The 14,298-nt window shown below is 40.8% G+C and carries 11 protein-coding genes; 1 reads left to right on the top strand and 10 read right to left on the bottom strand.

Annotated features, from left to right (window positions below; all coding sequences use genetic code 11):
* Window positions 1-5: 5 nt before the first annotated feature.
* Window positions 6-2,225, bottom strand: a complete 2,220-nt coding sequence (locus NST80_RS00925; RefSeq protein WP_118172435.1) for a bifunctional (p)ppGpp synthetase/guanosine-3',5'-bis(diphosphate) 3'-pyrophosphohydrolase — start codon at window positions 2,223-2,225, stop codon at window positions 6-8.
* Between the two features lie 167 nt (window positions 2,226-2,392).
* Here NST80_RS00925 and nrdI point away from each other — a divergent pair, with 167 nt between their 5' ends.
* Entirely contained in the window at window positions 2,393-2,851 is a 459-nt protein-coding gene (gene nrdI / locus NST80_RS00920) for a class Ib ribonucleoside-diphosphate reductase assembly flavoprotein NrdI (protein ID WP_002883589.1), read from the top strand.
* Window positions 2,852-3,127: 276 nt separating this feature from the next.
* Here nrdI and NST80_RS00915 read toward each other — a convergent pair whose 3' ends face one another.
* The 9 genes from NST80_RS00915 to tig form a co-directional block, all read right to left on the bottom strand.
* Window positions 3,128-4,330, bottom strand: a complete 1,203-nt coding sequence (locus tag NST80_RS00915) for an IS110 family transposase (RefSeq protein WP_037605196.1) — start codon at window positions 4,328-4,330, stop codon at window positions 3,128-3,130.
* Between the two features lie 541 nt (window positions 4,331-4,871).
* A complete protein-coding gene (locus NST80_RS00910) occupies window positions 4,872-7,412 on the bottom strand; it encodes a bifunctional 2',3'-cyclic-nucleotide 2'-phosphodiesterase/3'-nucleotidase (protein ID WP_118172434.1) in 2,541 nt (846 codons plus the stop codon).
* Between the two features lie 165 nt (window positions 7,413-7,577).
* On the bottom strand, window positions 7,578-8,321 hold the full coding sequence (locus tag NST80_RS00905; protein WP_002886417.1) for a 16S rRNA (uracil(1498)-N(3))-methyltransferase: 744 nt from the start codon (window positions 8,319-8,321) through the stop codon (window positions 7,578-7,580).
* Complete coding sequence (prmA, locus tag NST80_RS00900; RefSeq protein ID WP_002886416.1) at window positions 8,322-9,275, bottom strand: 50S ribosomal protein L11 methyltransferase; 954 nt, start codon at window positions 9,273-9,275, stop codon at window positions 8,322-8,324.
* Window positions 9,254-9,721, bottom strand: coding sequence for an NUDIX hydrolase (locus tag NST80_RS00895; protein ID WP_002886415.1), 468 nt, complete (start codon window positions 9,719-9,721; stop codon window positions 9,254-9,256). Before NST80_RS00895 ends, prmA begins: the two co-directional genes overlap by 22 nt.
* Before the next feature lie 15 nt (window positions 9,722-9,736).
* Entirely contained in the window at window positions 9,737-10,207 is a 471-nt protein-coding gene (locus NST80_RS00890) for a DUF3013 family protein (RefSeq protein WP_002886414.1), read from the bottom strand.
* 94 nt (window positions 10,208-10,301) lie between these two features.
* Window positions 10,302-11,906: a CTP synthase gene (locus NST80_RS00885; RefSeq protein WP_002886409.1), complete on the bottom strand. Its 1,605-nt coding sequence runs from the start codon at window positions 11,904-11,906 to the stop codon at window positions 10,302-10,304.
* 252 nt (window positions 11,907-12,158) lie between these two features.
* Window positions 12,159-12,734, bottom strand: coding sequence for a DNA-directed RNA polymerase subunit delta (gene rpoE / locus NST80_RS00880; RefSeq protein ID WP_002885605.1), 576 nt, complete (start codon window positions 12,732-12,734; stop codon window positions 12,159-12,161).
* 157 nt (window positions 12,735-12,891) lie between these two features.
* Window positions 12,892-14,175: a trigger factor gene (gene tig, locus NST80_RS00875; RefSeq protein ID WP_002885606.1), complete on the bottom strand. Its 1,284-nt coding sequence runs from the start codon at window positions 14,173-14,175 to the stop codon at window positions 12,892-12,894.
* Between the last annotated feature and the right edge of the window lie 123 nt (window positions 14,176-14,298).

Here is a 14,298-nt window from a genome sequence, read left to right as displayed (position 1 = left end):
ACTCCTTACCCATTCGTACGTTTAACACTGTAAACATCAGGGATAATTTTAATCTTATCCACAAGACCAGTCAATTCAATAAGGTTTGCAATTTCAAAGCTAACGTGAATATTGGCAAACTTCATGTCCTTAGTCGGTTGTGCATTGACCGTAGCAATGCTCTTGGTCGTATTTGACAAGATTTGAAGAACATCATTCAACAGACCAGAACGGTTAAGGCCATAGATGTCAATCTCTGCCAAATAAGATTTATTGGCATTACGCTCATCCCACTCCACTTCGATTAGACGTTGCTCATAACCTTCTTGACTCTTGATATTATTACAATCGGAACGGTGAATAGCAATTCCACGTCCCTTGGTGATATAACCTTCAATCTCATCTCCAGGTACTGGGTTACAGCACTTAGCGATACGCATGAGGAGGCCTGAAGCACCTTGAATGATGACGCCATTTTCACTCTTAACCTTGAGAACTTCTTTCTTCTCAGTCTTAACTTCGCCACCGTTCATTAGCTCTTCAGCTTCAGCTTTTGCCTTAGCACGCTCTTCCTCACGGCGTTCTTTTTCTGTCAAACGATTGAAAACAGCAGCAGCACTAATTTCACCAAAACCAACAGCGGCATAGAGAGCTTCTTCACTACGCACACTCATACGAGGGAGAATTTCCTCAATATGTTTCTTGTCTAGGTACTTATTGGCAATATAGCCATGCTCTTGGAAGTAGGCAATCAAAAGCTCACGACCCTTGGTGATAGAAGCTTCCTTGTCTTGATTTTTAAAGAATTGACGAATTTTATTTCTGGCCTTGGTGGTCTTAACCATCTTAATCCAGTCACGGCTAGGACCAAAGGAATTGGCATTAGTTACAATCTCAACCACATCACCTGTCTTGAGTTTGGCTGTCAAGGGCACCATACGGCCATTAACCTTAGCACCTGTGGCCTTCTCACCAACTTGGGTATGGATGGCATAGGCAAAGTCAATAGGTCCTGAATCTTTAGGCAGTTCCTGAACAGCACCATTTGGCGTAAAGACATAAATACGCTCTGAGAAGATATCCTCTTTAACAGAGTCAACAAACCCCATAGCATCACCATTTGAGGCGTCTTGAAGTTCAACAAGATCTTTAATCCAGTTCATTCCCAAAGCAGACTCTTTCGAATCTACCTTGCCCTTGATACCTTTCTTGTAAGCCCAGTGAGCTGCAACCCCGTATTCGGCAACTTGGTGCATTTCCTTGGTACGGATTTGAATTTCAATAGGTCCTTTTGGCCCATAAACCGTTGTATGGATAGACTGGTAACCATTGGATTTAGGATTGGCAATATAGTCTTTAAAACGGCCAGGCATCGGACGCCAGAGCTCATGGATGTATCCCAACATGGCGTAAACATCACTATGCGTCTCCATAACACAACGGATGGCAATCAAATCATAAATTTGATCGAAGCGCTTTTTCTTGTCGCGCATCTTACGGTAAATAGAGTAGATATGCTTTGGACGACCATACACATCACCAACAAGTCCTTGTTCAGCTGTGTAGGTCTTAATTTTATCGACAATCTCGTCCACAAGTTCCTCACGCTCACGACGTTTTTCCTTCATCATGTGAGAAATCTTGTAGAATTCCACCTCATTAAGGTAACGGAAGGACATGTCTTCCAATTCCCATTTGATACGACTAATACCTAAACGGTGGGCCAAAGGAGCATAGATTTCCATAGTTTCGCGAGAAATGCGCTCTTGCTTATCCTTACGAAGATGCTTAAGGGTACGCATATTGTGCAAACGGTCGGCCAATTTAACCAAGATGACACGGATATCCTTAGACATGGCCATAAGCATCTTACGGTGATTTTCAGCCAACTGCTCCTCATGGGACTTGTACTCAACCTTACCAAGTTTAGTAACACCGTCCACGATATTTCGTACATCTGTGCCAAAATCCGCTTCCAAATCATCAAGCGTTTTTTCGGTGTCTTCAACGACATCGTGTAAGAAACCACAGGCTACTGTCACTGCATCAAGATGGAGATCTGCCAGGATACCTGCCACCTGAATAGGGTGAATAATATAAGGTTCTCCTGACTGACGAAATTGCCCACTATGAGCATCTGTTGCATAATGCCAGGCTTTTTCAACTAATTTCAAATCATCTGCTGACATGTAGGCCGAACAAATGTCTAAAATTTCTTCTCCTGTTACATTTTTATCTTTAGCCATGATTTCTTCCTTCGCTTCTTTTAATAACCTTTATTTTATCACTTTTACAAGTAAAGAAAAAGAGCTAGATAGGCAATTCTTAACCGCAAGGAGCTAACTTGAAAAGCACAATATCTTGTGTTAGAATGATTGAACAAACACAAGATATAGATAGAAAGAGGACGCTTATGTCTCAACTTACCCTCGTTTATATTAGTCTAAGCGGTAATACCCAAAGCTTTGTCAAACGTATGTCTGACTATCTGTCCCTCAACCACGGGATTGAATGTCGCCAAATCAATATTAAAGAGCTTAATCATGAAACCTTCCAAGTAGATGAACCCTTTGTCGCACTCTTGCCAACCTACCTTGAAGGAGGAAATGGCGTTGACAATGGAGATGTTGAAATCCTAACCAATCCACTGGGTGACTTTATCGCAGCCCATGGCAATCACGAACGTTGCTTTGGTATCATCGGTTCTGGTAACCGTAACTTCAATAACCAGTACTGCCTAACCGCCAAACAGTACAGTCAACGTTTTGGTTTCCCAATGTTGGGAGACTTCGAGCTACGCGGCACACAGTCCGATATCGAACGTCTGGCACCTATTATCCTAGAAGCACAAAAGAACTTTAACCAACGCTAAAACTAGAGCAAAAAAGCCCTGATTGCACTGCACCCCAAAAGTTAGACAAATAATTTAATCAAAGGATTTAGTTCTGTATTGTACAGGACTGAGTCTTTTTCTACCATTTGTCAAGTATATCAAGGTATTTGATGAAAAATAGTTTGAGTTCCATAGTCAAACTAAGGAAATTATCTTTTTTTGAATTAAAGTTTAGTGTAAAAAGTGTACACTAAACCAACACCTTATATGGTGATTTTTTTGATAAGGCGTTACAATAATATGGCATAAACAATTTTACCGATTTTGGATAGAAGTATAATCGTAAAGTTTGTTATGCGTTATGAGGTAATACATTGTTCTAATGAGACGATGTATAGAGGCAATCGTGTGTGGTTTGGTTGAAGTCACTTGCGATTGTCTTTTCCGTTTCTCATAGAAGTCTGCGATATGACAAGGATTGGTGTGGCTAGCTGAAGCTATGTTATGAATGCACTTAAAGAGAATCTTTCTGGCATAGGGATTCCCACGTTTGGTGATATGTTCCTTGGCTAGAAAGTTTCCAGATTCATAGTGTCTGAGGTCAATACCGATAAAAGCATTGATTTGATTGGCAGAGTGAAATCGACGAATGTCACCAAGTTCGCCAATAATACTTGTCGCTGTGGTTTCAGCTATTCCAGGGATAGAGAGAAGAATCTCATATTCTGGCAAAGATTGAGCCAATGTTACCATCTCCTCTACAACACCTTGTCTGTGTTCAGAAAGCCTAAGTAACTCCCCTGCATAGTATTTGACCTCTTCTATCACTGGAGAGGTTTTCTTGACCGCACAATAAGACTGATTAGCTAGTTTTGTAAGCTTATCTACTAAGTAAGTCACACGTTTTTCAGAGATACGTTTTGCCGTAGACTGACGGATGATAGCTGTTAATGTGGCGTCATCCGACTCCAGTACAAAACTATTACATGGGAAAGTTATTACCAAGTTCCAATATTGTTCCCCAGTTGGTGCTGACAAGATGTTTTCTAATTCAGGAAAAGTGATCTGTAAAACCTTGTGCAGACGGTTTTTAGCGCAGACAATATCCTCAGTAAGATTCTGATAGAAACGGCTGAGGTCGCGTAATTCTTGGTAAAGCGCTTCTTGGACATAGCTTGGTTTACGATTGAGGATGAACTGAGACATAGCTAGTTTTTCAGCGTCAATCTTATCGGTTTTACGTACTCGTAAGCTATCTAGTTGTTTTTTGGATTCTAAAGGATTGAGCCGTGTATAAGTGTAACTATTATCCTCAAAGAAGGCCTGAAGACGACGAGAATAGACACCAGTCGCCTCGAAGACAATCTCTGGCTGGTGAACAGTCTTCAAGTCCCCAAGTAGTCGATTAAATCCGATGGCATCATTGGGTATGGTATAGCCATGTACTTTTTCTCCATTGACCAAGATGGCCACTTCTGAACTTGCTTTACTCACGTCAATACCAAAAACTACTCGCATGATATTACCTCTTTGTCTTGAATGATTCCTTGCTTTAGTGATGCCATTTTCAATACTCGACGTTTTTCGTCCCACATACTTTGATAACATTCTTCCTAAAACAGGTGTCTTGTCAGTTTTAGTTACGACGTCTAGCGCCAAAGGACTCATCGACTTAACAAGACACCTCTACTTTAACATAACGAAAAAGTAGTGAGTACTTTCTCCCGTCGGAGATTTCCTCACTACTAATCTTAGTATGTTTTATTTGACTCTAATTCGTTTAATGTTGTAGTAATTAATATAGTCTACAAAAGCTGTTCCATTTGGTTAGGTGACTTAAAGGTCTATTCATAAACGGTCAATTAATTTCACCATGTACTTTAGACCAGAAACATTCACCCCAAATTGATTTGAAAGTCGTTTAAAACCTTCTCCTTGCTTTCTCAGTTCATATATTTGAACTGTATCTTCATAAGTCAATTTCATAATAAAAACACCCCAAGTTAGATTTTTCTGTCTAACTTTTGGGGTGCAGTTCAGATAGAGGATTTTCCTTTGCTTAATTTTTTTCGTGTTTTTTGATTCCAAAGAATCCAGCCAAGGTCATAAGAACCAGACCAGCTAAAGTTGCTGACACAGATTCGTCTGAACCAGTGTTTGGCAAGGCCTTAACTGAACTTGAACCTTGAGCTTCTTGTACTTGAGCTTGAGGCAAGATAACGACTTGAGCATTTGACAATTGGATAGCTGGGGCAGGTTTAGCCACGCTGGCACCTACAGTAGCTTTTGGTATCTCACGCTTAGTTTGATCCGCTGTCTCAGAACCTTTTGGTGACTTCTCAGATTCTTTCTTAGTCGTATCCTCAACTTGATTTGCCTTTTCCTTAACAACCAAACGATACTCTGCAAATCCTGCTTGTGTTGATGGTCCTACATAACTAATGGCATCCTGACCAGCAAGGTGGGCACGCGCATTGTCAGATGAGGCAAAACGGATATCTGCATTCGTGATATTAGGGACGAAACTCCAATTTCCATCGGCACTCGGATTAATCGTTTTCTCACTAACGATATAATCAATGATGGCCTGACGATTTTCAAGATTGAGGAGACGTTTTTCTGCAGCATCTTTAACACCAGGGAAGTTACCAGTCGCACGATAGTTGTTAGTCACGACAAGGAAAGTCTGATTCAAATCAATAGGTTTCCCTTGATAAGCCAAGTCACGAACACGGCTAGCATCTGGGTTAACCAACTTACCTTCGCGATCGTATTTGTTAGGTTGTGTCAAATCAAACTTATAAGTCAACCCATCAATCACATCGTAATTGTATGAGCGATAGCTACTGTTAATGAGTTGTTGTGGTTCTTTGCTGTTAGGATCAATTTGATTGAACTGTCCTGCAGACATTTCCAACCATTCTTTAATTTGTGCCCCAGTCACTTTGAGTAGGGCAGTAACATTGTCGTAGAGGTAGAGGTCCGCAACGTTCTTAATGGCCAATGGACCAGCTGGGATATCGGTATAGTAGGTCGCATCCCCACGAGTCCCTGCCTTGAAAGGTGCAGCTGCTGAGAGGAGTGGAAGATTTTCATCTGCTGTTCCCGCTACTTGTTTTTTAGCATACCATAGTTGTGCATTATTAACTATTTGAATAGATGGATCATCCTGAACCTGAGCAAAGTAGCTAGTAATTGGTGCTGTAGTCTCACCAACTTCCTTACGAACATAGTTGATTGTTCCATTATGGTCATGAGCTGCCATGTCAATTAAGTCCTTGTCCGCAACATCTGACTTAGTATCAATCTTTTCAAGCTTGGCCTTACTGTTAACAACTTTCCATTTACCATCCGTGTAAGTCAATTTGACATCCATGATACCTAGATGATCCCCAAATTTACCAGCCATAACCACAGGTTTCCCATTGATGAGACCATTGACATCATCTACACCAGGGTATTTTGCATAAAAACTTGTGCCATCTCCATTTGGGAAATCCGCGTGAGAATGCCCTGTCGCAACAGCATCAACGCCTTCGATACCAGCAATTTGGTAACCTTCATTTTCCTCATTCTTAGTGTATTCATTGTCACCAATACCAGAGTGAGCAGCAACAAGGATAAAGTCAGCTCCTGCAGCCTTCATCTTAGGAACGATAGCCTTAACAGCCTCCATTGGATCATCAACAGTTACCTTACCTTCAAGGTTGGCCTTATCCCAAACCAAAATCTGTGTTGGAAGGACACCAGTAATACCGATTTTTAGCGTTACCTGTTTGCCGTCTGTATCAGTAAATGTCTTGTTAACAATCTTATAAGGGTTGTAATAGTAATCACCAGTCTGAGCATTGCGTACATTGGCATTGATAATGTTAATCTTAGCAGCCTTAACCATACGATCCAAAAATTCTAGACCATAGTTAAACTCGTGGTTTCCAAGCGTTTCGGCATCATAACCAAGCATCTCGAAAGCCTTGTACATAGGGTGAGTCTCACCTTGGGCAACAGGATCAATCAAGGCCTTATAAGTCCCAAAAGGAGTCCCCTGAATCGTATCCCCACTGTCTACTAAGACCGTATTTGGATTAGTTTCACGGGCTTTTTTGATAAGGACAGCAGTTTTAGACAAACCAACTGTTTGAGACGGCTTATCTTGATAATAATCATAGTTAACCAAGTTGGTATGAAGGTCTGTTGTTGACAGAATCTGCATATCAACGGTCTGCCCCTCATGAGCAGGCTCTGTAACAGTTTCAGCCTGTACTGGCACTGCTGGTGTCACTTGATTGGCATTCGTCAAAACAGCACTGGCTTCTTGACTCGCTTGGGCCGTTGAGGTATTAGCTGATGGCTCTTCAGAAGCATTTGTCGCTACTGTTGTTGGTGTAGCAGAAACAGTCTCTGTTCCTCCTTGAACAGCTGTCCCAGAAGTTCCTTGTCCTGATACTACTGATGCACCACTATCTGCCACAGTTTCGGTAGAAGTAGTTGGTACTAGTGCCGTTGCTTCATCGGCTTGCCCTACGACTTGTGGCACAGTCAAGAGAGCAAAAAGGCCCAAAACCACAGCAGATTGAGTCACATAACGATTTGTTTTCATTAAAAATCTTCCCCTTTTATAAAGATAATACAATTATATTAAACCTAAATAAGATTATCAACTTTTTTAGAAATACTCGATTTGTCATACAAAACCAATAACAAGATGCAATCTTAGCTTAAAAGTGTCAAATACAAAAAAAGTTGGAACAAGGCCAACTTTCTTTTATTTATTCAATTCTAGGGCATAACTGACACTACTCAAAGCGTAGAGAGGAGCCGTTTCCGTCCGCATAATACGTGGTCCAAGGCCAATTTTAAGGCCACCAGCTTCCTCAAAAACATCAATCTCAGACGGAGAAATACCACCTTCTGGTCCAAAGATAAAGAGAATTTTCTGACCACTCTCTACCTTAGCCAACTCACGAGCTAGAGTAGCCAACTCGCCTGCTTTGGCTGTTTCCTCATAGGCGATAAAAATCTTATCAAAATTATCTAATTCTGATAGAAATTCCCCCTTCTTCTCGAACAATCTAACTTCTGGAACACGATTACGCTTAGATTGTTCTGCAGCTCCTAGAGCAATCTTGGCAAGTTTATCTTCCTTCTTGGCAAGCTTCTTACCATCCCACTTGACCACAGACCAGTCGGCAGGGAAGGCCCAGATAGCCTGAGCTCCAAGCTCTGTTGCCTTTTGTGTCACCAGATCCAGCTTATCTCCCTTGGGAAAACCTGAGGCAATAGTTACAGATACAGGCATCTCAACATTATCACTTAAGTCTTCAATCACTTCAAAGACATGATTCTCACGGTCAGTCACACGTGCAAGACGCTTGATACCGTCTTCAAAAACCAAGACAACCTGATCATCCTCTGTTAAACGCATAACGTTAAACATATGCTTCACAGTATCCTTATCTTTGATGATTACTGGATTTCCAACTTGCCCCTTTATAAAATACTGTTGCATTTAGCCTCCGATCACACCTGAAATATCATCTGTCTTCTTAAAGACACAAGCATTCCACTCTCCCTGAACCATGTGAGTTTCTAGGAAGAAACCAGCTTTCTCAGCCGATGCACGCACCATATCCCATTTTTCAGAGATAATCCCTGACATAATCAAATAACCTTCGTCCTTAACCAAACGGTAGGCATCTTCCGTCAGATGGATGAGAATATCCGCCAAAATATTAGCCACGATAACTTCAGCTTCTTGAGTTACACCCTTCAAAAGATCACCTGCCGCAACGTGGATATTTTCCATGCCAGGATTCATATCAATGTTTTCCTGTGCCACTCGAACCGCCACATCGTCAAGGTCATAGGCATAGATTTCCTTAGCTCCAAGAAGAGAGCTAGCAATCGAGAGGACACCCGAACCAGTTCCCACATCAATCACAGTCTCGCCACCACGAAGCACCTGTTCGAGTGCAAAAAGACTCATCTTAGTTGTCGGGTGTGTTCCTGTCCCAAAGGCCATGCCAGGATCTAGCTTGATAATCTTCTCACCTACTGATGCCTCATAATCCGTCCATGACGGTACGATAGTCAAATCGTGGGTAATGCGAGCTGGTTCATAGTACTTCTTCCAATTCTCAGCCCAGTCTTCTTCAACCAATTCTTGAGTAGCCAAGTGAATATCTCCAGTTTCAAGACCAAAATCCGTCAACTCAGCCAAACGCTCATTAACCTGCTTAGTAATAGCTTCGATATCTGCTGACTCCGGATAATAAGCCGTAATTTTAACCGTCTCAACCTGTTCAACCTCAGGATAAAGCTCACCAAAACGGTTCGCATTTTCCATATAATCTGCACTATCATCAATAGCCACACCTTGACTACCAGATTCAATTAAAATATTAGAAGCCGCCTCTTCGACCTCACGATTAACCTCAATCGTTAGTTCTTGCCATTTGTCCATATATTATTTTCTTCCTTTTCTGATAAATAGTCTTTAAAGCGTTCCTGCAACTGGGGAATAACACCTTCTGCTTTTATAAAATCCTCTACAGGCATTAGTTTAAATTCCTGCCCCTCATCACCAAAATGAATCTCACGATACTGCTCTTGGCTAATTTTGCCAACCACAAAGACAGCTGACCTATCTTTATCCAACATACTAGGATAGATTTTCGACCAAATAATCGATTCCTCTGTCAAAGTCAAGCCCAGCTCCTCCCAGACCTCACGTTGAAGACATTCAAGAGGCGTTTCTTGACCTTCTCTTCCACCACCTGGCAATTCCCATGTATTTGGCCAAGGAATATCTGGTTTATTATCTCTGAGAATGACCAAAATACTTTGCTCTACGAGTAAGGCAGCCTTAACACCTGTAAAATCAAACTGATTTTTTAAATAAGCATCCATCCTTTTTCGCTCCCTTTAATACCTTGGATAAGCAAAAAATTCCTTCTCTTCAAGTTGAGCTTTCCCTTTTTCGAAAACTTCTTTGTCCCAAACCAAACCGAATTCCTCAGGTCCATCATCAGATAGAAAATCCATCAAGTCACTCAGTCCTTCTGTCGCCACCTCATTCAAGGTCTCCGCAAAATAGGCCAAAAACTCACGAGATAGACCTTTCTTAGGTTCATATGGGATTGTCACTAGGTAGTCCTCTTCATCAAAACGCGATTTTGCTGGATTGTAAAAGAGTACGTAGTCTTCAAAAATAACATCTTCATCAGACACTTCACCCTTATCATCAATAGTCTCCACATTGCTACTGTTTTGCGCTTCTAGGATAAAGGTTACTTCCACAGCGTGATTCTTTTTATCCCAGTCCATCGCAAAATCAGAGTCCAGGTGCTTATCCAATTCTTCTTCTAATACTGACAAAAAGCCGAATTTAGCCATTTGTTTTCCTCGTTCTTTCATATTATTCCCTTTATTTTAGCATAAAAGGAGCCAATAAAAAACAGAGTAGGCTGTCCCACTCTGTCCTAGTTTATTATTTAGCATTTTCAACCGCTGCTGTCACAAAGGCAGTGTAAAGTTCTTCAGCATGGTTTGGACGGCTATGGTATTCTGGGTGGTATTGCGCTGCCACAAAGAATTTCTTGTCTGGGAGTTCTACAACCTCCATCAAACGATTATCTGGTGACACACCTGAGAATACAAAGCCCTCAGCCTCAAACTGTTCACGGAACTTAGTATTAAATTCATAACGGTGACGGTGACGACGTTGAACAACTTCTTGGTTGCCATAAGCTGCAGCTGCCTTAGAACCTGGTTTCAACTTACATGGGTAAAGACCGAGACGAAGAGTACCACCCATGTCTTCAATGTCAATTTGATCACGCATAATATCGATAATTGGATATTTTGTGTTTGGATCAAGCTCAGCTGAATTAGCGCCATCCAAGTGAAGGACATGACGAGCAAACTCAATACATGTCAATTGCATACCAAGACAGACACCCAACATTGGCACATCATTTTCACGTGCATAACGAATAGCTTGAATCTTACCTTCAGTACCACGTTGACCAAAACCACCAGGAACGATGATCCCATCAGCATCAGCCAAACGAGAAGCAACATTTTCGGCAGTCAAATCATTAGCATTGACCCAGTCAATATCAATAGCAGTATCATTTGCCAAACCAGAGTGTTTAAGTGCCTCAACCACTGACAAGTAGGCATCGTGAAGCTCCACATACTTACCGACAAGGGCAATCTTAGTTGTTTTCTTAAGATTAAGCACCTTATCAACCATAGCAGACCATTCTGTCATATCTGCAGCTGGAGCATCCAGTTTCAAATGATCACAAACGATTTGATCCATACCTTGAGCCTGCATATTAAGTGGCACTTGATAGATATGTTCCACGTCGAGTGATTCGATAACAGCCTCAGGTGCAACATCACAGAACTGAGCCAATTTATTCTTGATTCCTTGACCAGCAGGTTGTTCTGTACGAATAACCAACATATTTGGTTGGATACCCAAACCACGCAATTCCTTAACAGAGTGTTGCGTTGGTTTTGTCTTCATTTCACCAGCAGCCTTCAAGTATGGAAGAAGTGTTGTGTGGATATACATAACATTCTCAGAACCAACATCAGCCTTCATTTGACGAAGTGCTTCAAGGAATGGGAGACTTTCAATATCCCCAACCGTACCACCAACTTCAGTGATAATGACATCTGAATCAGTCGTTGTCGCTGCACGCTTAATCTTGTCTTTCAAAGCATCGGTGATATGCGGAATCACCTGAACAGTCGCACCAAGATACTCCCCTTTACGTTCCTTACGCAAAACTTCGCTATAAATCTTACCAGTAGTCACGTTAGAGTATTTATTAAGATTGATATCAATAAAACGTTCGTAGTGACCAAGGTCAAGGTCAGTTTCAGCACCATCATCAGTAACATAAACTTCACCGTGTTGGTAAGGACTCATTGTCCCTGGGTCAATATTGATGTAAGGATCGAATTTTTGAATCGTTACCTTAAGACCACGATTCTTAAGCAAACGTCCAAGACTTGCAGCTACAATCCCTTTACCAATTGAAGATACCACACCACCAGTGACGAAAATATATTTTGTCATGTTAACTCCTTATAATATAATTCAAAACAACTACAGATAATAGATTGATTACCCACTCAGATAATCACGATAGCCCTTTCCTAGTACCTGATGGGAGCGGTGCAAATTACCTCACCTTAGACAAGTCTAGTAAATGACTAAAAACAAAAATGACCCCCAAGAGTTTCACTCTGGGAGCCTTAATCATGACCTCTTCAAAAGAGGTGCCCGATAAATAGTCTAAACTATCCAAGACTATTTGTCAATGAAAACTTAGTCGTTTGACTCATCCTCATAGTCATCATCATCATCTTCTTCTGACAACTCAACATCATCCAAATCATCATCTGGAATAATTTCATTCAACTCAGAGTCATAAGATTCCACTTCGGCTTTCTCATCATCTTCGCTATCGTCGTCATATTCAAGACTATCAGAATCAGGTGTGAAGTTTTCGTCTTCTGGATCATCGTCATTATAATCGATGGCATCTTCATCACCATCCATGAAGGCATTAACTTTCTTGTTCTTACGTTTTGGTGCATTTTCATCAGTATCTTCCAATGTGATGACCTCTTCATCGATTTCATCAATTGCATACCATGAACGCAAGCCCCATTTGTTATCACCTAGTGGAATGAAACTTCCATCCGTATTCAAATCTGAATAAAAGAATGGCAAAGCATTGCGGATATCAGCATCCGATTTTTCTAAGTAATTTTGAATTTCATTGACCAAATCATTGAAATACATTTCATTATCACGACCACGTGTTTCTAAGATAGCACGGGCCACTTCAATCATTGATAATTCACTTTTTTCTTGTCCAGCAAATACGTCTAGTTCCAAAGTGGTTCTCCTTCATTCTTACTCAAGCTAGTTTCCATCAGAAATAGCTCAGCAATCAATTTTTCGCTACCTTTTATTTTACGCTAAAAAGAGTCAATAGTCAAAGCATTTATAGAAGAAAAAATCAAGTCTCAACAGAAACTTGATTTTAGTCATATTATTTAACTTTTGCTGTGCTTGTGATAACTTCAACAGCTTTCTTCATAGTGATATCGTGTTTAAGCATTTCAGGTGAAAGAAGTGCAGAAACTTGTGATACTTCCATGTTGTACTCAGCTGCAAGATCATTGATTTCTTTTTGGATTTCTTCTTCTGTAGCGTCGAATCCTTCAGCAGCAGCAACAGCTTCGATAACAAGGTTAGTTTTCACACGTTTGTCAGCGTCAGCTTCATATTGTTTGTGAAGATCTTCTTGAGTTGTACCAGTGATTTGGAAGTACATTTCAGGAGAGATACCTTGACGTTGCATGTTACCCATGAATTCGTTCATAGCACGGTGAACTTCGTCTTCAACCATTTCTGCTGGCAATTCAACGATTTCAGCGTTTTCAACAGCCAAATCAAGTGCAGCACCTTCAACAGCGTCATCATATGCGATTTCTTTAGCTGCTTCAAGTTCTTTACGGTATTTAGCTTTCAATTCATCAAGAGTTTCAACTTCATCGTCAAGATCTTTAGCCAATTCATCATCAAGAGCAGGAACTTCTTTAGCTTTAACTTCGTTAACTTTAGTAACAAATACAGCAGCTTTACCTGCAAGATCAGTAGCTTGATAGTCTTCTGGGAAAGTTACTTTAACTTCTACTTCATCACCAGCTTTTGCTCCAACCAATTGGTCTTCGAATCCTGGGATAAATTGACCTGAACCAAGTTCAAGAGAGTGGTTTTCACCCTTACCACCGTCAAATTCAACACCATCTACTGAACCAACAAAGTCGATAACAACAGTGTCGCCATTTTCAGCTGCACCTTCTTTAACGACCAATTCAGCCAAGTTTTTGCGTTCGTTTTCAAGCTTAGCATCAACTTCTTCATCAGTAACTTCTTTAGAAGCTTCAACTGAAACTTCAAGATCTTTATATGCACCAAGTTTTACTTCAGGTTTTGTAACAACTTCTGCAGTAAGTGTCCAATCTTGACCTTTTTCAATTGATTTTACATCAATTTTTGGTTGTGCAACAACATCAAGACCAAGTTCAGCAATCGCTGCTTCATAAGCTGCTGGAAGAATTGCATTCAAAGCATCGTCGTAAAGAGCTTCTTCACCAAATTTTTGGTTAAATACGGCACGAGGCATGTGTCCTTTACGGAAGCCTGGAGCGTTCAAATTCTTTTTAACCTTGTTAAACGCTTGATCCAAAGCTGGTTGAATTTTATCTTGACCGATAGTGAATGTCACCACACCACGGTTAGTGGCTGTGTTTTCAAATGATACAGACATGTAGTCATTCTCCTTAAAATTTTTTATAGATACAGTTTAGTTTACCATATTTCAAAGCCTTTTAAAAGTTTTTTTCTCCAATTTAATCACAAGAAAATCGTTAGAAACTGCTACTTCTTCAAA

It is taken from the genome of Streptococcus sp. FSL K6-1323 (assembly GCF_038630745.1).
In the GTDB taxonomy this organism is placed as follows: domain Bacteria; phylum Bacillota; class Bacilli; order Lactobacillales; family Streptococcaceae; genus Streptococcus; species Streptococcus salivarius_D.
This window is presented reverse-complemented; position numbering and strand designations above follow the sequence as displayed.

Bases quoted from the DNA above. Each gene is read 5' to 3' on its own strand.
- NST80_RS00925 (WP_118172435.1), bottom strand. From the start codon at position 2,225: ATGGCTAAAGATAAAAATGTAACAGGAGAAGAAATTTTAGACATTTGT.
- nrdI (WP_002883589.1), top strand. From the start codon at position 2,393: ATGTCTCAACTTACCCTCGTTTATATTAGTCTAAGCGGTAATACCCAA.
- NST80_RS00915 (WP_037605196.1), bottom strand. From the start codon at position 4,330: ATGCGAGTAGTTTTTGGTATTGACGTGAGTAAAGCAAGTTCAGAAGTG.
- NST80_RS00910 (WP_118172434.1), bottom strand. From the start codon at position 7,412: ATGAAAACAAATCGTTATGTGACTCAATCTGCTGTGGTTTTGGGCCTT.
- NST80_RS00905 (WP_002886417.1), bottom strand. From the start codon at position 8,321: ATGCAACAGTATTTTATAAAGGGGCAAGTTGGAAATCCAGTAATCATC.
- prmA (WP_002886416.1), bottom strand. From the start codon at position 9,275: ATGGACAAATGGCAAGAACTAACGATTGAGGTTAATCGTGAGGTCGAA.
- NST80_RS00895 (WP_002886415.1), bottom strand. From the start codon at position 9,721: ATGGATGCTTATTTAAAAAATCAGTTTGATTTTACAGGTGTTAAGGCT.
- NST80_RS00890 (WP_002886414.1), bottom strand. From the start codon at position 10,207: ATGGCTAAATTCGGCTTTTTGTCAGTATTAGAAGAAGAATTGGATAAG.
- NST80_RS00885 (WP_002886409.1), bottom strand. From the start codon at position 11,906: ATGACAAAATATATTTTCGTCACTGGTGGTGTGGTATCTTCAATTGGT.
- tig (WP_002885606.1), bottom strand. From the start codon at position 14,175: ATGTCTGTATCATTTGAAAACACAGCCACTAACCGTGGTGTGGTGACA.